We start from the raw sequence: 20,608 nt of genomic DNA, 5'->3' as shown, positions 1-20,608 counted from the left end.
GCTCATGCGGAAGAATCGGCTTTCTTTTCGGCTGAAGGCGATGTCCGGGCTGTGGCGGCCGGCGCGATGATGCCGGAGGGCATGCGCTCGCGCAGCTCGTCCTCCTCCTCGGCCATGACGGCCTTCATCCGGGCGGTGATATTGGCGCGCTTGCTATCGCCCGAGATCTTCTGTCCGACAAGATCGGTGACGTAGAAGGTGTCGATCACCTTCTCGCCGAAGGTGGTGATGCGGGCCGACTGGATGTCGAGCGATAGATCGGAAAGCACGGCGGTGATCTCCGACAGGAGCCCCGGCCGGTCGAGGCATTCGACCTCGATGACGGTGAACTTGTTCGACAGGCTGTTGGTGATGTTGACCGACGGCGGAATGACGAAGGCCTTGCTTTTCTTGCGATTGCGCGTGCGCGTGGCGATGACCTCGGGCAGGCGCTTGCGGCCGGACAGCACGTCCTCGATCATCCGGCCGATCGTGCCGGCCCGGCGCAGCTCGTCGGCATCGTCGGCAAATTCGCGGCTGACATGGATGGTGTCGAGCGCCCGCCCGTCCGATGTCGTGAAGATCTGCGCATCGACGATATTGGCCCCGGCCGCCGCACAGGCGCCGGCGATGACGGCAAGCAGCCTCGGATGGTCGGGCGACAGCACGGTGATTTCGGTGATGGCGTGGAAACTGTCGGTCCGCACCATGGTGGCGAGCGCCTGGCCCGCCTTGTCGGCCTGGCGGATGAAGTGGGCATGGCGGATCTGGTCTTCCAGCGGCACGGACAGCAGATAGGGCTGGTAGTGCAGCTTGGTATAGGTATTGCGGTCCTTCTGGCTCCAATCGGCAAGGGCGGCGTGCAGCGCCTCGGCGGCGGCATTGGCGCGCTCCTTGCGGGAAACCTCCGAAAAGCCGCCGGCGAGCAGCAGCTCGGTTTCGTAATAGAGCGTGCGCAGAAGCTGGCCTTTCCAGCCGTTCCACACGCCCGGACCGACGGCGCGGATATCGCAGATCGTCAGGATCAGCAGCATCTTCAGCCGGTCGAGCGATTGCACGCGGTCGGCGAAGTCGGTGATCGTCTTGCGGTCGGTGAGGTCGCGGGTCTGCGCCACCATCGACATGGTCAGATGTTCCTCGATCAGCCAGACGACGATCTCCGTCTGCTTCTGCGACAGCCCGAAGCGGGCGCAGAGCTTGCGGGCGACGCGGGCGCCGGCGATCGAGTGATCCTCCAGCCGGCCCTTGGCGATATCGTGCAGGAGAACGGCGACATAAAGCGCTTCGCGGTCCTCGATATTGGATATCAGCTTGTTGGCGAGCGGATGCAGATCCTCCGAGCGTGACTTGTCGATCTCGGAGAGAACGTCGACGGTACGGATCAGATGTTCGTCGACCGTATAGTGGTGATACATGTTGAACTGCATCATCGCGACGATCTTGCCGAATTCGGGAATGAAGCGGCCGAGCACGCCGGCCTCGTTCATCCGGCGCAGGATGAGCGCTGGATCGCGTTTCGACGTCAGGATCGACATGAACAGCCGGTTCGCCTCGTCGTTTTCCCTGAGCCTGTTGTCGATCAGGGAAAGCGAGCGGGTGACGCGTTTCAGCGCGTCCGGATGGAATTCCAGCCCGTTGATGTCGGCGACGTGGAAGAGCCGGAGGATGCTGACCGGATCGCGCTTGAACACCTCGGGATCGGCCAGCGCGATGCGGCCGCGATCCTCGACGAATTCGACGCTGCCGGCGATCTTCCGATTGCGGTGGGTGAAGCGGCTGATGACGCCGGTAAGGCCCGGGATCGATTTGGCCTGCTGGTCTTCGAGCGCGGCGCAGAGGATGCGGGTAAGATCGCCGACATCCTTGGCGACGAGGAAATAATGCTTCATGAAGCGCTCGACGGCCGAAAGGCCCGGGCGGGTGTGATAGCCGAAGGCTTCGGCGATCTCGCGCTGGATGTCGAAGGACAGGCGCTCCTCGGCCTTGCCTGTGAGGAAGTGCATGTGGCAGCGCACCGCCCAGAGGAAATCATCGGCTTTCTCAAGCAGACGGTATTCGTGTTTCGACAGCACGCCGAGCTTGACCAGCTCCGCCTGATCGCGCACGTGATAATAATATTTCGAGATCCAGAACAGCGTGTGCAGGTCGCGAAGCCCGCCCTTGCCTTCCTTGACGTTCGGCTCGACCAGATAGCGCGTGTCGCCCGCCTTGCGGTGGCGCTCGTCGCGCTCGGCAAGCTTGGCGGCGATGAATTCCGGGCCGGTGCCGGTGACGATTTCCTTGTCGAAGCGGGTCTCGAGCTGGGTTTCCAGCCGCTGCAGGCCGCAGATGTAGCGCATCTCCAGGATGGCGGTGCGGATCGTCATGTCGGATTTGGAAAGCGCGATGCATTCCTCCACCGTGCGGGTGGCGTGGCCGACCTTGAAGCCCATGTCCCAGAGCACATAGAGCATGAATTCGACCGCCTTGTGCGTCTCGTCCGCCGGCTTCGGCAGGAAGAGGAAGAGCAGGTCGATATCGGAGCCCGGCGCCAGCGTGTCGCGGCCGTAGCCTCCGACGGCGGTGACCGCGAATTTGTCCTTCTGCTGCGGAAAGATATGGGCGGTGGCGAAATGATAGAGGACGGTGATGATCTGGTCCTGCAGCCAGGAAATCCGGTAGGCGCAGTTCAGCCCGCCGCCGTCGGCCAATAGTGCGGCCCTCGCCTTCTGCCGGCCTTCCGTGCTGGCCTTTTTCAGGACGGCCAGCAGGTCGGCGCGCAGGACGTCGGGCCGGTTGCGGTTGGCCTCGGCGATGGCGTCGCACTGCTTCTGCAGCAGTTCGACGTCGAGGATGTCGGAGAAATCGAGGTTGCGCATCGCTGTCGCCGGGGCGGTTCCCTGTTCATGCCGGGCGGCCTGATCCGGGCTCGCCTCATGTTTCGTCTGCATGCGCTATAATCCCTTTGCCCGGCGATTGACACGGGCTCTCATACTGCAAGAACCTTTAAATTTGGCGAAATGGTGTTGGTAAGCCGCGCAACAGCTTTCCCGAAAAGCTCAGCTGGCAGCCCGCGCATTCAGCAAATACAGCACCTGCCGCGTCTCGCTCATGATCTCCTCGAGCGACTGTCTGTCGCATTCGCGGTAGCCCGCCTTGGCGATCGACGTGGCGAGCTCCGAGATCATCGCGCAGCAGCGGGTGATTTTCAGCATGCCGATCGGCGAGGTCCAGCCGCGCGCATTGCGATCCTCGTCGGCGCGCCGCATCGTGTCGAGCATGGAGCAGATGAGCGAGAGACGCTCGGTTTCGCGAACCAGTTTTTCCATGAACATCGGTTTCGCCCCTATTTCAGTTTCTTCTTGAGGTCGTAAAGCGCGTCCATTGCCTCGCGCGGCGTCATGTCGTCGAGGCTCATCGCCTTCAGCGCCTCCTCGACCTTGGAGGGGCCGCGGGCGGTGTCCTCGCGCCGCACCGCCACCTGGAAGAGCGGCAGGTCGTCGATCAGCTGGCTCGCCGGGTTCTTGCGGTCGGCATCCTCCAGCCGGGTAAGCACGTCGCGGGCCCGTGTCACGACCGAGGCCGGAAGCCCGGCAAGCCTCGCGACCTGGATACCGTAGGAGCGGTCCGCCGCACCCGGCCCGACCTCATGCAGGAAAATGACGTCGCCGTCCCATTCCTTGACGCGCATCGTCGCGTTCGATAGCCGGCCAAGCTTTTCCGACAGCACGGTCAGCTCATGGAAATGCGTGGCGAACAGGCCACGGCAGCGGTTGCCCTCATGCAGGTGTTCGACGGAGGCCCAGGCGATCGACAGGCCGTCGAAAGTGGCGGTGCCGCGGCCGATTTCATCGAGAATGACGAGCGAGCGGTCGCTCGCCTGATTGAGGATCGCCGCGGTTTCGACCATTTCGACCATGAAGGTGGAGCGCCCGCGCGCCAGGTCGTCGGAAGCGCCGACGCGCGAGAAAAGCCGATCGACAATGCCGATATGGGCCGATGCCGCCGGCACGAAGGCGCCCATCTGCGCCAGGATCGCGATCAGCGCGTTCTGCCGCAGGAAGGTCGACTTACCGCCCATATTCGGCCCGGTCAGCAGCCAGATCGCGCCGTCCTTGTCGCCTGCTTTCGGCGACAGGTCGCAATTGTTGGCGACGAAGGGGCCGCCGGCCTGCCGCCGCAGCGCCTGTTCGACGACCGGATGGCGTCCGCCTTCGATCGCAAACATCTTCGAACCGTCGACCTGCGGGCGGCAATAGGCCTGCTCTTCGGCGAGCAGCGCCAGGCTGGCGGCGACGTCGATGACGGCAAGCGCCCGCGCGCCCGATTTGATCGCTTCGGCTTCCGCAACCACGGCCGCCGTCATCCTGTCGAAAGCGGCAAGCTCGATCGTCAGCGCCCGATCGGCGGCGTTGGCGATGCGGCTTTCGAGATCGGCAAGCTCGGTGGTGGTGAAGCGCATCGCGCTCGCCATCGTCTGGCGGTGGATGAAGCGCGCCTTTGCTTCCGCCGTGTCGGTCATCGGCGAGGCATTGCCGGCGGTGACCTCGATGAAATAGCCGAGGATGTTGTTGTGCTTGATCTTCAGCGACCGGATGCCGGTCTCCTCGGCATATTGCAGTTGCAGCCCGGCGATCACCCGGCGCGACTGGTCGCGCAGCGCCCTGACTTCGTCGAGTTCGGCGCTGGCGCCGTCGCGCAGGAAGCCGCCGTCGCGCTTCAAGAGCGGCAATTCGTCGGCGAGCGTCTCGGCCAGCAGCTTTTCCAGGCCCGCCGGAAGGGCCTGCAGCCCGGACAGCGCCTGGCCAAGTTCTTCCGGCAGCATCGCGCCTGCGAGCAGATCGGCAAGTCCGCCGGCCGCTTGCAGGCCCTGGCGGATCGCCCAGAGATCGCGCGGGCCGCCGCGATCGAGCGCCAGGCGCGACAGGGCCCGCGGCATGTCGGGCACATGTTTCAGCGTATCGCGCAGATTACCGCAGAGCAGGGGTTCGTCGATCAGGAAGCCGATCGAATCGAGCCGGGCATTGATGCGGGCAGGATCGGTCAGCGGCGACATCAGCCGCTCGGCGAGAAGCCGTGCGCCGCCGCCGGTGATGGTGCGGTCGATCGCCTTCAGCAGCGAGCCGTTGCGATCACCCGACAGCGTGCGGGCCAGTTCCAGATTGGCGCGCGTGGCCGGGTCGATGAACAGCGTCGACGCCGCACTTTCCCGCTCGGGCTTGCCAAGCGGCGGCCGCTCGGCGATCTGGGTCTTTTCGACATAGGCGACGGCCGCCGCCGCCGCCGCCAGCTCGGCGCGGGAAAAAGTACCGAAGCCGTCGAGTGTGGTGACGCCGAAATAACGCGCAATCCGGCCTTCGGCGCTGGCGCTGTCGAAGAGCACGGCCGGCTGCGGCACCGCGGTGCGGCCGAGCACGTCGAAGACCGGCTTGAGCTCCGGATCGTGGAAGATCGTGTCGGGCAGGATGAGTTCGCGCGGATCGATGCGCAGGATATCGGCAAGCAGCCGCGAGGCCTCGGTCTCGGCCAGCCGGAAGACGCCGGTGGAAATATCGATCCAGGCGAGCGCCAGCAAGGGTTCGGCCGCGCCGCGAATGCGGGTCAGAGCCATCAGATAGTTGGATTCCGAGGGCGAAAGCAGTTTTTCCTCGGTGATCGTGCCTGGCGTGACCAGGCGGACGACGTCGCGCTTGACGACGGATTTGCCGCCGCGTTTCTTCGCTTCGGCCGGATCCTCGATCTGCTCGCAGACGGCGACCCGGAAGCCGAGTGAAATCAGTTTCTGCAGATAGTCGTCGGCCGCATGCACCGGCACGCCGCACATCGGGATATCCTGGCCCATGTGCTGGCCGCGCTTCGTCAGCGTGATGCCGAGCGCACGTGAGGCTTCGAGCGCATCTTCGAAGAACAGCTCGTAGAAGTCACCCATGCGATAGAAGAGCAGCGAACCCGGATTGTTCGCCTTGATCTCGATATATTGCTCCATCATCGGCGTCGCCGAGGCACGGCTTTCCGCCGTGGCGAGCTCGGCAGCCGAAAAGGCTTCATTCTCTGTGTCTATTCGTGCGTTCACGGAGGTGCAGTTTTTCCCAAAAAAACAGGTGCCAACCCTATCCGCGCACCGCTATAGATGACAACAGCATTTGAGGAAGAGCAAAGCGTCGCCCACAGGACGTTGGAGGATTTATGCCCGATATCGATAAGAAGGACCGGCCGGTGACCTCTGTGACCGACCAGGAGGCGCTTGATTTTCACGCCATGGGCCGGCCCGGCAAGCTGGAAGTCGTCCCGACCAAACCGATGGCGACGCAACGCGACCTGTCGCTTGCCTATTCGCCGGGGGTGGCCGTTCCGGTCAAGGCGATCGCCGCCGATCCGCAGACGGCCTACGACTATACCGCCCGCGGCAACATGGTCGCCGTCATATCGAACGGCACGGCCATTCTCGGGCTCGGCAATCTCGGCGCCTTGGCCTCCAAGCCTGTTATGGAAGGCAAGTCGGTGCTGTTCAAGCGCTTCGCCGACGTCGATTCCATCGACCTCGAAATCGATACCGAAAATGTCGACGAGTTCATCAACTGCGTGCGCTTCCTCGGTCCTTCCTTCGGCGGCATCAACCTCGAGGATATCAAGGCGCCGGATTGTTTCGTCATCGAAAGCCGGCTTCGCGAACTGATGGACATCCCGGTCTTCCATGACGACCAGCATGGAACGGCGATCATCGCCGCTGCCGGCCTGATCAACGCGCTGGAGCTGACCGGCCGCGACCTGAAGACGACGAAGCTCGTCTGCAACGGCGCGGGTGCCGCGGCGATCGCCTGCGTCGAACTCATCAAGGCGATGGGCTTTGCGCCGGAGAATATCATCCTCTGCGACACCAAGGGGGTCATCTACCAGGGCCGCACCGAGGGCATGAACCAGTGGAAATCGGCGCATGCGGCCAAGACCGACACGCGCACGCTGGAAGAGGCGATGGTGGGCGCCGACGTCATTTTCGGCCTGTCGCAGAAGGGCGCTTTCTCGGCCGAGATGATCCGCTCGATGGCGGACCGGCCGATCATCTTCGCGATGGCCAATCCTGATCCGGAGATCACCCCGGAGGAGGTTGCCCGCATCCGCGACGACGCCATCATGGCGACCGGCCGTTCGGACTATCCGAACCAGGTCAACAACGTCCTCGGCTTTCCCTATATCTTCCGCGGCGCGCTCGATGTCCGTGCTTCCACCATCAACGATGCGATGAAGATCGCCGCCGTCAAGGCGCTGGCAAACCTCGCCCGCGAGGACGTGCCGGATGACGTGGTCGCCGCCTACCAGGGCAACCGGCCGCGCTTCGGCGCACAATACATCATTCCCGTTCCTTTCGATCCGCGGCTGATCTCGGCAATCCCGGTCGCGGTTGCGGAAGCGGCGATCGAGAGCGGCGTCGCCCGCAAGGCGATTACCGATATGGCGGGTTACGCCCGCGAGCTTTCGGCGCGCCGCGATCCGATCGCCTCGACGCTCGCCAGCCTCTACGAGCGCGTTCGCCGCCGCCCGAAGCGGATCGTCTTTGCCGAAGCCGAGGAAGAACAGGTCCTGCGCGCAGCCCTCTCCTACGCCAACCAGCAGCTCGGCACCGCCATCCTGCTCGGCCGCGAGGATCTGATCCGGGCGACGGCCGAGCGCGCCGGCATCGATCTCAGTCGCCCGGGCCTTGAAATCGTCAATGCCCGTATCTCGACTCGGGTCGAGGCCTATATCGATTATCTCTATGCCAGGCTGCAGCGGCAGGGTTATCTGCACCGCGACGCCCAGCGGCTGATCCACAACGACCGCAACCATTTCGCCGCCACCATGGTGGCGCTCGGCGATGCCGACGGCATGGTGACGGGCATCACCCGCAACTATTCGACGGCGCTCGAGGATGTGCGCCGCTGCATCGACGAGAAGCCCGGCCACCGCGTCATCGGCGTATCCCTGGCGCTTTGCCGCGGCCGCACCGTCTTCGTTGCCGATACGGCAGTGCACGACATGCCGACGGCCGAGCAGCTTGCCGATATCGCCGAGGAGGCAGCCGGTCTCGCAAGGCGCATGGGGTATCCGCCGCGTGTCGCCATGCTTGCCTATTCCACCTTCGGCCATCCCTCGGGCGAACGCTCCGAGCGGGTGCGCGAGGCGGTGAAGATTCTCGACAGGCGCCGCGTCGATTTCGAATATGACGGCGAGATGGCCGCCGATGTCGCCCTGAACCGCAAGGTGATGGAGCAATATCCCTTCTGCCGCCTCTCCGGCCCGGCCAATGTGCTTGTCATGCCGGCCTTCCACTCGGCCTCGATCTCGACGAAGATGCTGCAGGAGCTCGGCGGCTCCACGGTCATCGGCCCGATCCTCGTCGGCCTCGACAAGCCGGTGCAGATCACCTCGATGGGCGCCAAGGATAGCGACATCGTCAATATGGCGGCGATCGCTGCCTATGGCGGCTCGTAAACCTCACCCTGCTCACATTAGGGGCGGCATTCAGTGCCCGGCCGACAGCGCGTCGGCCGGGCACTGGTTTTTATGGATTTATTTTACAGCTTTCAGCTCGCGCGCCTCAGGACGTTCAGACCGCTGTCCATAAGTCATACTTTTGATACAATAATCTCTTACGCGGCATGAATTGTCCGCCCGGACTTGAAAGAGTGACGGGCAATTGACGGTTTCGCTGCTCGATTGTTTAATATTTCATCACCGGGTTGGTTTCCATGGCAGAAGACGCATCCCACAATTTCATCGCCCGATTTCAGGGGCCGACTTTCGACGATATGGTCGAGGCCCTGACCAAGGGGTTTGGTTCGCTCGACGCGTGGCGCACTGGCCGGGAGAAACCGCTCGACTGGAAGGTCGGCTTTTGGGGTGATGAAGGGCTGTCGCTGGTCAGCAACCAGGATACCGGCGACTGGGGTGCAAGAACGGCGCACGGAACGCCGGAAACTCTGGCAATCGTCGTTCCGCGCACAGGTGTTCTCAATGTCGGGTTTGGTCGCACAGTGGTCGAAGCGACGCCCGGGCGGCTGCTGTTGATGAACAATCTCGAGTCGGACTGGGTTTCCATAGGGGCAGCGCCTCACCGGTCGGACACGCTCAGTCTGAACTGGACAATCCTGGCTCAGGCCGTCGCCGCCATATTCGAGAGGCCTCTGATCGGGGCAATGGAACTGGTGCCCGTCATTGATTTTTCGACGGCAGCGGGACAGTTGTTCGGCAATCTGGTGCAAACGATCATCCTCGGCATGCGCAACAACGGGCCGCTGCTTCACTCGCCAATCGCTATGTCGAACCTGACCCAGGCACTTGCCGATCTCGTGGTGCGGCTCATTCCCAACCGGCTGTCGCATCTGCTCGACAACAAAATCCATCTGATAGCGCCGAGGCATGTCCGTCGAGCCATTGATTTCATGTATGCGAACATCGCCCAGCCATTGACGATGCAGAGCGTCGCGGAGGCGGCGGGCGTTTCCATTCGCTCCCTTGAAGTCGGTTTTCGTGACTTCAAGGGAGCGACGCCGGCAGCCTATCTGAGATCACTCCGCCTGCATGCTGCCCGGGAGGATCTCCGCGATCCTTTGAACCGGCAGCCGTTGCGCGACATCTGCCTGAAGTGGGGGTTCTTTCACTTCGGCCGCTTTTCGGCACTCTACCGGGCGGCGTATGGGGAGAACCCATCGGACACGAGGAGGCGATCCGGTGGATGAGCCCACCGCCGGCGACATGCGTCAGCTCGCGAAGCGGCCGGCGTCGGCGCCGTAATAATTCAGGTAACGGTCGGAGATGCTGGAGATCGGCAGCACGATCAGCACGTCGGTAGTGTTGAAGGCATGATCGACGACGGCGCTGGAGCCGACCATCGCGCCGAGTCTGAGATAACCCTTGATGAGCGGCGGCAGGGCCATCAGCGCCCGCTTCGGGTTGATGGCCTCGACCGGCATCAGATCCATGTTGCGGGCGAGATCCGGCAGAGCCCCGACGGCCCATTCGTTCTTCGCCAGCACAGTGTGGTAGAGGAAAGACAGCGCCAGCGCATGGCTTTCGAGATAGACGCCGGGGAACGAGGCGCAGCCGAACATGGCGCTGACGCCATGCTTCAGCGCATAGGCCCAGTTGCCCTGCCACAGAAGCTCGACGGTGCGCTTGGTGCGGTATTCCGGCAGCACGCAGGAACGGCCGAGTTCCATGAAGCGCTTGTCCGGATGTTTGGCGATCAGGCTCTCGATTTCGAATTCGGAAGCCGAGTAAAAACCGCCATTGGCGATGGCGACATCCTGGCGCAACAGCCGGTAGGTGCCGACGATCTGGTCTTCCGGATCGCCCTCGATCGAGCGGTCGAGAACGAGAAGATGGTCGCAGAAAGCGTCATAGGCATCGACATCCCGCTGGCGGCGCATGGCATCCAGCGGTAGCTGCGCCTTCATTTCGTCGACGAAAACCCGGTAACGCACGGCCTGGGCGGCATCGATCTCGCGCGCCGTGCGGGCAAGGCGGGTTTCCAGATTGCCGATGCGGCCGAGGATATCGCCGTCCTTCTGCGCAGCCGCCGTCGAGGGCCGTACAGCCTCCGCGGTGGTGTCACGATTCAGGATGTCGATGGCGGACATGACGATTCTCCCGTTGCCGGCTTATCGACGCCATAAAACACTTCTCTGCGACAGGAAAGTGACATATTGAATTTCCCGGCGCAAGAAGCGGGCCGGTCCCGCGGAACGTTATCGCGCCTCTGCCCGGCGGGCAGAAAGTGCGGCGACGGCCTGAACTTCGGTCAGCAGCCGCAGCGGGTCGACCGGCTTGACCATGACGCGGTTGGCGCCGTTCAGCAGGACCTGGCGGCGTGAGTCGTCGGTCTTGTCGGCGGTCAGCACGATCACCGGCACCGAGGTAAGATCGAGCCGCCTTTCATGGCCGCGCAGGCGTCCCAGCATGTCGATACCGTTGCCACCGGGCATCGACAGGTCGCTGATGATGATGTCGGGCCGGGCATTCGCCTCGCACAAGGCGCAATCGAGCAGCGCCTCGAAATCCTCGACATGGCGCACCTTATGCCCGCCCTTTTCCAGGACGACGCGCACCAGCATGGCATTGATCGGATCGTCCTCGCCAAGCAGGATGTTGAGCCCGCTTGTGGTCGCCATTGTCTCCGCCACCGAAAGGCCGAAGCCCGGCTGGTTGTCGTTCAGTGCGTCGCGTTTCTCCATGCCGCGCATACGCCCGCGCAGCACGTCGATCAGCGATTGTTCGCGCAGCGGCCGGATCAGCCAGGCATCGAAGAGATCGAGCGGATGGGCGCTGCGCTCTTCCGGATTGACGAGCAGGACCTTGCGCAGGCCAAGCGCCGCGATTTCGGCGCGATCGGCCAGATGAGCGGAAAATTCCGCCGACATGCGATGGTCGATGATAATATCGGTCGGCCGCTGTCCGCCGTTTGCCAAGCCGAGCAGCGTTGCCCGCGCGCTTTCGCCGTCGGCGACGAGATGGCAGAGGCCGCCGAGTGCGGTGATCGTCTCGGCGATGGCGGCGCGCGCCGCGCCTGCCGGCGCCAGAAGCACGACGCTGTTGCCGGCAAGCAGCGTATTGCGCCTATCGGGGCGCTCGCTTCCGATATCGACAGGGAAGCGGATGGTGAATTCGCTGCCTCTGCCCTTTTCGCCGGCTACCGTCAGCGTGCCGTTGAATTCGCGGATGATCCGGGCGGAGATCGCAAGGCCGAGCCCGGTGCCGCTGCTCTTGTCGGCAACGCTCCCGCCCTGCTCGAACTCGCCGAAGACGCGCGCCTGCTCCTCCGCCGTCATGCCGGGACCGCTATCGGTGACGGTGATCGACAGGTTGTCCGCATCGAGCGACACGCGAATGAAAACGCCGCCGACCTGGGTGAACTTCACGGCGTTGCCGATGACGTTGAAGAGAACCTGGCGCAGCCGCGCCGGATCGAAGCTCATATTTTCCGGCACATCGGATGACACCGTGGCGCCGATCTCGATGCCTTTTTCATGCGCCCGGTGAGCGAGCATCTCGACGACGCTTTCCAAGAGCTTGCGCAGCGATTCCGAGCGCGGATGCAGCGCGAAGCGGCCGACCTCGATGGTGGAGAAATCGAGCAGATCCTCGACCAGCTGCGTCAGCGCGTGGCCGGACTGGCGGATATTCGCCAGATAATCCTGCTGCTCCTGCGTCAGCCGCGTCTCGGCGAGCAGATGCGTCATGCCGAGGATGCCGGAAAGCGGCGTGCGCACCTCATGGCTGACGGTGGCAAGCAGCCTGGATTTGGCGGCGCTGTTATATTCGGCCTTCTGGCGGGCCTCCTCGCGGCCCTGGGCGATCAGCCGCTCGTCGGTCACATCTCGCGCCACGCTCTGCAGCAGCAGGCGGCCGTTTGCCGGATCGCGGGTGACGACGTCGCGCCAGAGAAAGATGCGCTGGCCGTCCGGCGTCGAAATCTCGACGTCGTAGCAATGCGGTATCGGCCCGGGGCGGAAGGCCAGCCCGATCTCCTCGCAGCTGCGTCCCTCCGGGTGCAGCCGCCCGGTCAGGCGGCGAAACGTGTCGTTGGCGGAGATGATGCGCCGGTCCATGCTGCGGCTGACGGTGATGTCGCCGAGCACGTCGTGCACATCGGCAAACAGCTTGGCGCCATCGTTCCAGTCCGGCAGGCGTTTGCCGTCGCGCGGGGCTCTGCGCCGCCGAACCATCAGCACGGCATAGCTAGCGATGACGGCAAGGCCGAGAACGACGAGCCCGCCCGACAGCAGCAGCTGATCGCCGGCATGGGCAAGCAGTGTCAGCATCATCGCGGCAAGCAGGCCGGCGCCGCCAAGCCAATAGAACAGCAGACGCCGTGTCGCTGCAGGCGGCCCCATCGTGCGATCGTCGGCTGCCTCGGGCGCCGATGCGCCGGGCCGCAGGGAGAGGCCCCCCATCCGCTCTTCATGCGGCTTGGCGGCGGGTCCGCCGAAGGCGGCGGACAATGTTTCCTGCAATTGCCCCAGACTTTGCATGCTATCTGGCTAACATGAGGCCTCTTCCGAATGCCTTCAGGAATTCGATAAGATTTTAGCGGCCGGCCTTTTTCGGCAGCAGCAGCTCGTCGAGAATGACGCAGCCGGCGCCGATGGTGATGAAGCTGTCGGCGAGATTGAAGACAGCGAAGGACCAGCTTTCGGTGTGGAACAGGATGTAATCGATGACGTGTCCATAGGCGAAGCGGTCGACGAGATTGCCGATCGCGCCGGCGATGATCAGCGCGTAGCCGAGATGGGCAAGCCAGCGGTCTTTCGCCGTGCGGTACCACAGCCAGACGACGAAGGCGACGATGACGAGCCGCATGCCGACGATGAACCAGCCGTCCATGCCTGACAGCATCGAAAAGGCGACGCCGAGATTATAGGTGCGGTAGAGCGCCAGCATCGGAATAACCGGCACGGCCTCTTGCAGCGGCAGGGTGTGATCGACGGCGATCTTGACGACCTGGTCGATCAGAACGGCGACGATGATGAAGAAGAGGATCGGCGCCGGGCGCGAAAACAGCGCAGGGCGGGCAGGCGTCTGTTCGGTCATTTGCCCTCGGCAAGTGAGAGGAGGTGGCGGCGCGCCTCGAAAAGCATGACGGCGGTGGCGACGGCAAGGTTCAGGGAATCGGCGCGGCCCTGCTGGGGAATGCGGGCAAGTGCGTCCGCCTCCCTGGCCAGCTGATCGGGCAGGCCGGACTGCTCGTTGCCCATCAGGAGCACGACGGGCTTTTTCCGGTAGTCGATCGTGCGGTAATCGACCGCGCCGGCAAGATGGGTCGCGACGATGGAAACGCCGGCCGATTTCCGCCAGGCGATGAATTCCTCCGGCGTCGCCCGCGCGACGGGAACGGCAAAGACCGAGCCCATGGTGGCCCTGACCGTTTCGAGCGAGAAGGGATCGGTCGCCTCTCCGACCAGAATGACGCCCGAGGCGCCCGCCGCGTCCGCCGTGCGGATGATGGTGCCGAGATTGCCGGGATCGCGCACCCGGTCGAGCGCTACCCAGGTCTCGCCATCCCTCGGCCTGATGTCCTTCAGCGGTTTCCAGCGCTGCTCGAAGATGCCGACGACCATTTGCGGATTGTCGCGGCGGGTGATCGAGGCGATGACCTTTTCGCTGACTTCAAGCACCAGCCCGCCCGCGGCGACGGTCCTTGCCGCCATCTGCTCGACCAGCGGCTTGCCCTTGGCGGCCTTGGCATAGACCAGCGTGCGGATGGTCCAGCCGAGCTCGATCGCATCGATGACAAGCTTCAGTCCTTCGGCGAGGAATGTTCCGCTTTCCTCCCGCGACTTCTTGTTGGTCAGCGCCTTGATGTCCTTGATGATCGGATTGGCAAGCGAGGTCACCTCCTTCACCTGCCCGACCCTGCGCGGTCCGTGATCGTGGAAGTCCTTGCTCATTTCGGCACCCAGCGGGAAAAGAGGGAGGTGGAAAGCGCGCGGCCCTGCGTCTTGCCGTCGAGGCCCGCCTCGCGAATGACCAGCTCGCCGGATTCGACCGCGCCGCCGGCGCCGCGCATCGTCTCGCGCATCAGTTCATGGATCGAATAGAAGCTGGCGCGGATCGAATAGGCCGTCAGCACCAGGCCCACCGCCTTCGGCGACAGGATCTCGCGGCAGACATCGAGCATCAGGGGAAGATGCTCGAAGAGATGCCAGACTTCGCCGTTCGGGCCACGGCCGAATTTCGGCGGATCGGTGAGGATGATGTCGTACTGGCTGCCGCGGCGTTCCTCGCGCAGGATGAATTTCATCGCATCCTCGCAGATCCAGCGGATCGGCAGCTTCTCCATGCGCCCGAGCGCCTGGTTTTCCCGCGCCCAGCCGATCGCCTTCTTCGAGGCGTCGACATGGGTGACTTCGGCGCCGGCGGCTGCGGCAACCAGCGAGGCGACGCCGGTATAGCCGAAAAGATTCAGCACCTTCAGCGGCCGGCCGGCCTTTTCGACCTGATCCTTCATCCAGCTCCAGTGCACGATCTGCTCCGGGAAAACGCCGACATGGCGGAAGGAGGTGAAACGGCCGAGGAAATCGACGCCGAGCAGATTGAGCGGCCAGGTCTCGCCGAGCGCCTCCTTCGGGAAGCGCCAGCGGCCGGTGCCTTCCTCGTCGGTGTCGCCGGTGAAGACGGCGTCGACCTTTTCCCAGACATGGGCCGGCAGCGACGGCCGCCACAGCGCCTGGGCCTCCGGGCGGATGATGCGGTAGGGGCCGTATTGCTCCAGCTTTTCGCCGTTGCCGCTGTCGATCAGGTGGAAGTCGCCGGCCCCGAGCGATTCGAGAATGACCGGCACGCGCTCGGCCGGACGCTCGCCGCTGCGTGTCATCAGCGGACGCTCGATGGCGGCAGGTAGAGCAGCCTCGCGCGCCGTCTCGCGGCTGACTGCCGGCCGGACGACCGGCTTCGGCGGCCGGGCGGCCCGGTCGTCCCTGCGGCTTTCACCGGAAGGACCCGACGTCTTCTTCTGGCCCGGCCGGCGTTCTCTCTGTTTCAACGTGTTTTTCCGCGTGTCTGTCGGGGTGTCTTCACGAGCGGCTGCATGCTTTGCAGCGCCCTTTGAATATGCAGTAGCCCAGAAAACCGTATCGGATCAACTGCGCGTCGACCGGGCTTGGGGCGAGAGCACAGCTTGTCCCGGCGTGGCTGCTATTTCAAGCCTTCGGTCGCCCGTCCACGAAGCCAGCTTTCGGCCGCATAAAGGGCGGCGACATGCATCGATTGCATGATGACCGCGCCGGACTTGATGTCACCGAGGACGGCGGCAAGATCGGCAAACAGCAGCCCGACCTTCTCGCCGGGGTCGAAACGCGGTTCGCCGGCTCTGTTGAGGCCGAGCGCCAGCCAGCTCGTCACCATGTTGCTCTGGCTGGCGGCATTCGGATAGGAGGTCAGCAGTCTGACGAAGGTCGAGGCCTCATAGCCGGTCTCTTCCCGCAATTCGCGCCGTGCTGCCGCCAACCCCGTATCGCCGGTGTCGATATCGCCAGCGTCGGTATCTCCGGGCTCGACGCCACCGGAGACGAGGCCGAGCACGATCTCGCCGCGGCCGTGCCGGTATTCCCGCGTCAGCAGCACCCGCCCGTCGGGCATGACGGGGACGACGTTGATCCAATCGGGATAGTCGAGCACATGGAAGGGCGCGACGACGATCCCATCGGCGGTGATGCAATCGTCGCTCCGCAGCCGAATCCAGCGGTCCTCATAGGTGATGCGGCTTGCCGTCACGCTCCAGGGCTTCACGTCGTCGTCCATCGCCGGCTCCTTGCTTCGAACGCCAGATATCATTCCTTTCCGGCGTGGCAAATAGGCTCCCCGCTGGATAAGGTGAGCGAATCGGAGATGGGGCCATCGAATGGATTTTACCGGCGAAGAACACATCGCCGCGCCGCGGGACGTCGTCTGGGCAGCACTCAACGATCCCGAGATCATGCGCGGCTGCATCCCCGGCTGCGAGAGCATAGAGCGGCTGGCGCCCGATATTTTCGAGGCGACGATCAAGGTCAGGTTCAGCCTGCTGTCGGCCACCTTCCATGGGTTGCTGACGCTCTCCAATGTCGACGCGCCGAAGAGCTATACGCTGTCGGCCGAAGGCAAGGGTGGCCTTGCCGGCTTCGCCAAGGGCAGCGCCGATATCGTGCTCGAGCCAAGCGGCGGCGCGACCATCCTGCATTATCGGGCAAAGGCCGAACTCGGCGGCAGGCTCGCGCAGTTCGGCGCCCGCCTGCTCGATTCGACCTCGCAGCGGCTCGCCGAAGGGTTCTTTTCCGATTTCAACGCCGCCGTCGTCGCGAAGATGGCCGGTTGATCGCGGCCAACGCATGGGCTTCGGACTTGGCGCGGGGGTGGGGCTTGGGTTAAATCGACGTCATGACGTGGACAATCAGGCCGCCGCGGGCGGAAGACCAGGACGTGCTCGCGGAGATTTATCTTTCCGTGCGCCGTCAAACATTCGTCTGGGTCGATCCCGGCAAGTTCTACCGCGAGGATTTCGCCGCCCACACCAATGGCGAGACGGTCTTCGTCTGCGAGCATGAAAACGGCAGCATCGCCGGCTTCCTGTCGCTCTGGCCGGCCGATGATTTCATTCACATGCTTTATATAAGGCCGGAGTTCCAGGGGCGCGGCGCCGGGACGGCGCTGCTGCGGGCGCTGCCGGAATGGCCGCAGCACCCATACCGGCTGAAATGCCTGGTGAGGAACCGCCGGGCGAAGGCCTTCTACCTCGCCCACGGTTTCCTCGTCACCGGCAACGGCGCGTCGCCGGAGGGCGACTATGAGGAACTGAGCTTTCTTCCGCCGTGATCGGTCGCGAAATATCGCGCCGGTTATCGTGCCGGCAAATGCCCGGCGATTTCCTCGGCGCGGCTCTTGTGGCGGTCGGCCTCGCCCTGCCAGCGGATCGCTTCCTTGGCTTCGGTGCGGGCGCGTTTGCGGTGTTTGCCCTGGCTGAACCAGGTGGCGGCGGAGCCGATCAGCATGCCTGCGATCAGGGCGATGAACAGGAAGACGAAGAAGGGCGCGGAAACCGCAAGCACCTGATCGTCGGGCCGGAACGGATTGAAGGCGAGCGTGACGCTTTGCCGGTTGGCGACGCAGAAGACGATGAGGATGACGCCGAGCGGCAACAGAATCAACAGGTTGACGATCTTCTTGGCCATTGGAGGTCTCCATGCGTCGGCGTTTTATATCAACATATCGGCCCGAAAATCGATTCCGATTTTCGGGCCGACAGACTAGCAGAATAGGAAAACGGCGATCGAGTTCAAGTGCGGTTTCGCCGCAGGCGGCTCAATCCTCTTCGTCGGCCTGGCCGGGGTTCAGCCGCTCGCGCAGTTCCTTGCCGGTCTTGAAGAAGGGAACCCACTTTTCCTCGACGAAGACGGTATCGCCGGTGCGCGGGTTGCGGCCGGAACGGGAAGGGCGGTTCTTGACTGAAAACGCGCCGAAGCCGCGCAATTCGACGCGGTTGCCCGCGGCTAGTGCATCCGTGATCTCGTCGAGAACCGCGTTGACGATATTCTCGACGTCGCGATGATAGAGATGCGGGTTGCGCGCCGCAACAATCTGCACCAATTCGGACTTGATCACGTTCGCCCCCTTAAATTATTGATTTCTTATCAATCGTGGCCAACCTGCCAAACTGAAAGCAGCCCGTCAAGAAGCAACTTTGGGGGCAGGATTCCATTGATATCCTGGCCTTTCAACAGATCGTCATAACCGAAGATCGTAATCAGCCGCGAAACAGCCCCTGCGAGCAGAAACGGCGTATTGCTCTTCTTGTCCCAGTCCACCATCGGCAGGTCGGCGTCGACGCCGCGCGATTTGAGATAGGCCCGGATTTCCGGCTCGCCGCCGATCGTATCGACGAGCTTCACCTTCAGCGCCTGGCGGCCGGTATAGATCGTGCCGTCGGCCAGTTTCAGCACCTCGTCGCGCGGCAGCTTGCGGCGGTCGGCGACCAGGTCGACGAACCAGTTATAGCTGTCGACGACCATGTTGCGGATCATCGCCTTGGCCTCCTCGCTCGCTTCGTGGAAGGGCGAGGGCTCGGCCTTCAGCGGCGAGGACTTGATCTCCTGCAGCGAGACGCCGACCTTGTCGAGCAACGGCTGGATCTGCGGATACTGGAAGATGACGCCGATCGAGCCGGTGATCGAGCTGTCGCCGGCAATGATCGTATCGCCTGCCGTGGCGATCATGTAGCCGGCGGAGGCGGCAAGGGTGCGCACGTCGGAGACGACTGGTTTCTTCGCCGATATCGCACGGATCGCCTTGAAGATTTTTTCGCCGCCATAGGTCGTGCCACCGGGCGAGGAGATCGAAATCACCACGGCCTTCACCTGGTCGCTGGTCTCGACTTTCTTCAGCCGTTCCAGAAGCTCGTCGTCATCGACGATCAGCCCTGATATCGTCACATGGGCGATATGCGGGCGGGCGGTCTTTCCATCGCCGACGGCGAAGCTGTAGAAGGCGAAACCAAGCGCCACGACGAGGGCCACCGCGGCCAGGCGCCAGAACCAGAGTTTGCGGCGCAGCCGCCGCCGATCCGCAATCATCGAACTGTCCATTGAAACCTCCAGCGCTGGCACCGGCTTCGGCATGCCGCCGATGGATCCGATGAAATGGCAGCGGCTTGTACGAATGCCATTTTTGATGTTTTTCCGTTTTGTTGCTTGTTGCAGAAAAAATTCCATATTGGCAAGCCAATGTAATAATGCGAAACGAACTGTGATTGGCGGCCGGCTTTGTTCTGAAGGCGCGGCGATCACCGCACATGGACGAGGCCTATGCTCGATACCCTGAAGAACAACGGACATGCCGCCTATGCCGAGTCCGGCAAGAGCGCCTATGGCGATGCGTTGTTCCATTCCGCCCGCGTGCGGCGGCTGAAGATCTTGCTGCCGCTGGCCGCCCTCATCATCGCGGCCGCCCTCACGGCGGTTGCCTTGGTCAAGATATATCTGCCGGAGAACATCAAACTCGAAGGCGCCAAGATCGAGAACGGCAAGGTCGTGATGGAGAAGCCGGCCATATCGGGCCGCAATTCCGATGGCATCAACTATTCGATGCTGGCCGAACGGGCGTTGCAGGATATCCGCAATCCGAATTTCATCACGCTCGAAACCATCAAGGCCGCCGTGCCGATGAATGACGGGCTGATTGCCCGTGTCGTCGCCTCGACCGCCGATTACAATCGCGCCACCGACAATCTGCATATGACGGCCCCCTTCAGCCTGGTGCTGAGCAGTGGCCTCAATGCAAAATTCCAGTCCGCCCAGCTCGACATCAAGGGCGGAAACATGCGTAGCGACGACCCCGTCACCATCACCAAGGATAATGCCTCCATTCTTGCGCAGACGATGGAGATAACCGATAAGGGGCGGGTGATCACATTCGAGGGAAATGTTCGCATGAATGTCGATCCATCCGCCATCCATAAACAGGGCACTTAACCAGCCGGGTCATTCATGACAAAAGATTGTCGCATTTCCACTTGCAAGACCGGCATGGCGTTCATTGCCGGCGCATTTGCCCTTATTCTGACGGCCACTGGCGCGGGCGCGCAGCAGGCGACCACGATGTCGGGCATGAAGCTTTCCAACGACCAGCCGATCCAGATCGAAAGCGACAAGCTCGAGATCCACGACCAGGAGCACACCGCGCTGTTCACCGGCAAGGTCAAGGTCGTCCAGGGGACGACGACGATGCAGTCCGGCAAGATGACCGTCTATTACAAGGACAAGGCAGCAAAGCAGGCCGCTGACGGGGCACAACCCGCAGCCCAGCCCGCAGCGAAGCCGCAGCAGTCGGGTTCGCTGGCCTCGGGAAGCGCCGATATCGACAAGATCCTGGTGACCGACAAGGTCTACCTGACCTCAGGCACGCAGACGGCGACGGCCGACGACGGCGCTTTCGACATGGCCTCGCAGACCTTCGTCCTCACGGCGGATCAGGGCAACAAGGTTATTCTGTCGGACGGGCCGAACGTCTTTACCGGCTGCAAACTGACCGTTCACATGCAGACCGGTCAGGCAGAGCTTGAAAGCTGCGGCGGGCGTGTCCAGATTCAGCTCGATCCGAAATCGCAGCCGAATGCACAGCAGCAGAAGCAGAACTGAAAAGCCGG

The 20,608-nt window shown here is 63.3% G+C and carries 18 protein-coding genes; 6 read left to right on the top strand and 12 right to left on the bottom strand.

Annotation, left to right across the window (positions count from 1 at the left end):
• Positions 1 to 2: 2 nt before the first annotated feature.
• The 3 genes from GGD57_RS26805 to mutS form a co-directional block, all read right to left on the bottom strand.
• Positions 3 to 2,909, bottom strand: coding sequence for a [protein-PII] uridylyltransferase (locus tag GGD57_RS26805; RefSeq protein WP_184473203.1), 2,907 nt, complete (start codon positions 2,907 to 2,909; stop codon positions 3 to 5).
• A 108-nt stretch (positions 2,910 to 3,017) separates the two neighbouring features.
• The gene (locus GGD57_RS26800) at positions 3,018 to 3,293 is read right to left on the bottom strand and encodes a hypothetical protein (RefSeq protein ID WP_085735861.1); all 276 of its coding nucleotides are present in this window, start codon (positions 3,291 to 3,293) and stop codon (positions 3,018 to 3,020) included.
• 11 nt (positions 3,294 to 3,304) lie between these two features.
• Positions 3,305 to 6,031, bottom strand: a complete 2,727-nt coding sequence (gene mutS, locus GGD57_RS26795; protein ID WP_184473202.1) for a DNA mismatch repair protein MutS — start codon at positions 6,029 to 6,031, stop codon at positions 3,305 to 3,307.
• Positions 6,032 to 6,144: 113 nt separating this feature from the next.
• On the opposite strand from mutS, the gene GGD57_RS26790 reads away from it, so the two are divergent.
• The gene (locus GGD57_RS26790; RefSeq protein ID WP_184473201.1) at positions 6,145 to 8,427 is read left to right on the top strand and encodes an NADP-dependent malic enzyme; all 2,283 of its coding nucleotides are present in this window, start codon (positions 6,145 to 6,147) and stop codon (positions 8,425 to 8,427) included.
• A 257-nt stretch (positions 8,428 to 8,684) separates the two neighbouring features.
• Positions 8,685 to 9,674, top strand: a complete 990-nt coding sequence (locus tag GGD57_RS26785) for a helix-turn-helix transcriptional regulator (protein ID WP_184473200.1) — start codon at positions 8,685 to 8,687, stop codon at positions 9,672 to 9,674.
• A gap of 21 nt (positions 9,675 to 9,695) precedes the next feature.
• Here the strand turns inward: GGD57_RS26785 and GGD57_RS26780 are convergent, their stop codons facing one another.
• The 6 genes from GGD57_RS26780 to GGD57_RS26755 form a co-directional block, all read right to left on the bottom strand.
• Positions 9,696 to 10,574, bottom strand: a complete 879-nt coding sequence (locus tag GGD57_RS26780; RefSeq protein ID WP_184473199.1) for a GNAT family N-acetyltransferase — start codon at positions 10,572 to 10,574, stop codon at positions 9,696 to 9,698.
• A 108-nt stretch (positions 10,575 to 10,682) separates the two neighbouring features.
• Positions 10,683 to 12,965: a PAS domain-containing hybrid sensor histidine kinase/response regulator gene (locus GGD57_RS26775; RefSeq protein ID WP_184473198.1), complete on the bottom strand. Its 2,283-nt coding sequence runs from the start codon at positions 12,963 to 12,965 to the stop codon at positions 10,683 to 10,685.
• Positions 12,966 to 13,020: 55 nt separating this feature from the next.
• Positions 13,021 to 13,524 (bottom strand): signal peptidase II, encoded by a 504-nt coding sequence (gene lspA, locus GGD57_RS26770; protein WP_184473197.1) that lies wholly within the window; start codon positions 13,522 to 13,524, stop codon positions 13,021 to 13,023.
• Complete coding sequence (locus GGD57_RS26765) at positions 13,521 to 14,381, bottom strand: TrmH family RNA methyltransferase (protein ID WP_184473196.1); 861 nt, start codon at positions 14,379 to 14,381, stop codon at positions 13,521 to 13,523. The genes lspA and GGD57_RS26765 overlap by 4 nt, the downstream gene beginning before the upstream one ends.
• Positions 14,378 to 15,475, bottom strand: a complete 1,098-nt coding sequence (locus GGD57_RS26760; RefSeq protein ID WP_184473195.1) for a class I SAM-dependent methyltransferase — start codon at positions 15,473 to 15,475, stop codon at positions 14,378 to 14,380. The genes GGD57_RS26765 and GGD57_RS26760 overlap by 4 nt, the downstream gene beginning before the upstream one ends.
• A gap of 152 nt (positions 15,476 to 15,627) precedes the next feature.
• Positions 15,628 to 16,233, bottom strand: a complete 606-nt coding sequence (locus tag GGD57_RS26755) for an NUDIX hydrolase (RefSeq protein WP_432443404.1) — start codon at positions 16,231 to 16,233, stop codon at positions 15,628 to 15,630.
• 100 nt (positions 16,234 to 16,333) lie between these two features.
• Here GGD57_RS26755 and GGD57_RS26750 point away from each other — a divergent pair, with 100 nt between their 5' ends.
• On the top strand, positions 16,334 to 16,786 hold the full coding sequence (locus GGD57_RS26750; RefSeq protein WP_184473193.1) for an SRPBCC family protein: 453 nt from the start codon (positions 16,334 to 16,336) through the stop codon (positions 16,784 to 16,786).
• Between the two features lie 62 nt (positions 16,787 to 16,848).
• The gene (locus GGD57_RS26745; RefSeq protein ID WP_184473192.1) at positions 16,849 to 17,283 is read left to right on the top strand and encodes a GNAT family N-acetyltransferase; all 435 of its coding nucleotides are present in this window, start codon (positions 16,849 to 16,851) and stop codon (positions 17,281 to 17,283) included.
• A gap of 23 nt (positions 17,284 to 17,306) precedes the next feature.
• On the opposite strand, the gene GGD57_RS26740 is transcribed toward GGD57_RS26745, so the two are convergent.
• The 3 genes from GGD57_RS26740 to sppA all read right to left on the bottom strand — a co-directional run bounded on the left by GGD57_RS26740 (position 17,307) and on the right by sppA (position 19,049).
• The gene (locus tag GGD57_RS26740) at positions 17,307 to 17,639 is read right to left on the bottom strand and encodes a LapA family protein (RefSeq protein WP_184473191.1); all 333 of its coding nucleotides are present in this window, start codon (positions 17,637 to 17,639) and stop codon (positions 17,307 to 17,309) included.
• 130 nt (positions 17,640 to 17,769) lie between these two features.
• On the bottom strand, positions 17,770 to 18,069 hold the full coding sequence (locus tag GGD57_RS26735) for an integration host factor subunit beta (RefSeq protein WP_003544934.1): 300 nt from the start codon (positions 18,067 to 18,069) through the stop codon (positions 17,770 to 17,772).
• A gap of 29 nt (positions 18,070 to 18,098) precedes the next feature.
• Entirely contained in the window at positions 18,099 to 19,049 is a 951-nt protein-coding gene (gene sppA, locus GGD57_RS26730; protein ID WP_184473190.1) for a signal peptide peptidase SppA, read from the bottom strand.
• Positions 19,050 to 19,268: 219 nt separating this feature from the next.
• Here sppA and lptC point away from each other — a divergent pair, with 219 nt between their 5' ends.
• Together lptC and GGD57_RS26720 are read left to right on the top strand one after the other, a co-directional pair.
• Positions 19,269 to 19,934: an LPS export ABC transporter periplasmic protein LptC gene (gene lptC / locus GGD57_RS26725; RefSeq protein WP_184473189.1), complete on the top strand. Its 666-nt coding sequence runs from the start codon at positions 19,269 to 19,271 to the stop codon at positions 19,932 to 19,934.
• A 15-nt stretch (positions 19,935 to 19,949) separates the two neighbouring features.
• A complete protein-coding gene (locus GGD57_RS26720) occupies positions 19,950 to 20,600 on the top strand; it encodes an LptA/OstA family protein (RefSeq protein ID WP_085735882.1) in 651 nt (216 codons plus the stop codon).
• Positions 20,601 to 20,608 lie beyond the last annotated feature (8 nt).

Origin of the sequence: Rhizobium esperanzae, from assembly GCF_014197615.1 — a bacterium.
Taxonomy (GTDB): Bacteria; Pseudomonadota; Alphaproteobacteria; order Rhizobiales; family Rhizobiaceae; genus Rhizobium; species Rhizobium esperanzae_A.
Note: the sequence above shows the minus strand (reverse complement) of the source record. Positions and strands in the feature narration are given on the sequence as shown.

What these genes read in the sequence shown, in the direction of transcription:
- GGD57_RS26805 (WP_184473203.1), bottom strand. Translation starts at nt 2,909, where the DNA reads ATGCAGACGAAACATGAGGCGAGCCCGGATCAGGCCGCCCGGCATGAA.
- GGD57_RS26800 (WP_085735861.1), bottom strand. Translation starts at nt 3,293, where the DNA reads ATGTTCATGGAAAAACTGGTTCGCGAAACCGAGCGTCTCTCGCTCATC.
- GGD57_RS26790 (WP_184473201.1), top strand. Translation starts at nt 6,145, where the DNA reads ATGCCCGATATCGATAAGAAGGACCGGCCGGTGACCTCTGTGACCGAC.
- GGD57_RS26785 (WP_184473200.1), top strand. Translation starts at nt 8,685, where the DNA reads ATGGCAGAAGACGCATCCCACAATTTCATCGCCCGATTTCAGGGGCCG.
- GGD57_RS26780 (WP_184473199.1), bottom strand. Translation starts at nt 10,574, where the DNA reads ATGTCCGCCATCGACATCCTGAATCGTGACACCACCGCGGAGGCTGTA.
- GGD57_RS26775 (WP_184473198.1), bottom strand. Translation starts at nt 12,965, where the DNA reads ATGCAAAGTCTGGGGCAATTGCAGGAAACATTGTCCGCCGCCTTCGGC.
- lspA (WP_184473197.1), bottom strand. Translation starts at nt 13,524, where the DNA reads ATGACCGAACAGACGCCTGCCCGCCCTGCGCTGTTTTCGCGCCCGGCG.
- GGD57_RS26765 (WP_184473196.1), bottom strand. Translation starts at nt 14,381, where the DNA reads ATGAGCAAGGACTTCCACGATCACGGACCGCGCAGGGTCGGGCAGGTG.
- GGD57_RS26755 (WP_432443404.1), bottom strand. Translation starts at nt 16,233, where the DNA reads ATGGACGACGACGTGAAGCCCTGGAGCGTGACGGCAAGCCGCATCACC.
- GGD57_RS26750 (WP_184473193.1), top strand. Translation starts at nt 16,334, where the DNA reads ATGGATTTTACCGGCGAAGAACACATCGCCGCGCCGCGGGACGTCGTC.
- GGD57_RS26745 (WP_184473192.1), top strand. Translation starts at nt 16,849, where the DNA reads ATGACGTGGACAATCAGGCCGCCGCGGGCGGAAGACCAGGACGTGCTC.
- GGD57_RS26740 (WP_184473191.1), bottom strand. Translation starts at nt 17,639, where the DNA reads ATGGCCAAGAAGATCGTCAACCTGTTGATTCTGTTGCCGCTCGGCGTC.
- sppA (WP_184473190.1), bottom strand. Translation starts at nt 19,049, where the DNA reads ATGGACAGTTCGATGATTGCGGATCGGCGGCGGCTGCGCCGCAAACTC.
- lptC (WP_184473189.1), top strand. Translation starts at nt 19,269, where the DNA reads ATGCTCGATACCCTGAAGAACAACGGACATGCCGCCTATGCCGAGTCC.
- GGD57_RS26720 (WP_085735882.1), top strand. Translation starts at nt 19,950, where the DNA reads ATGACAAAAGATTGTCGCATTTCCACTTGCAAGACCGGCATGGCGTTC.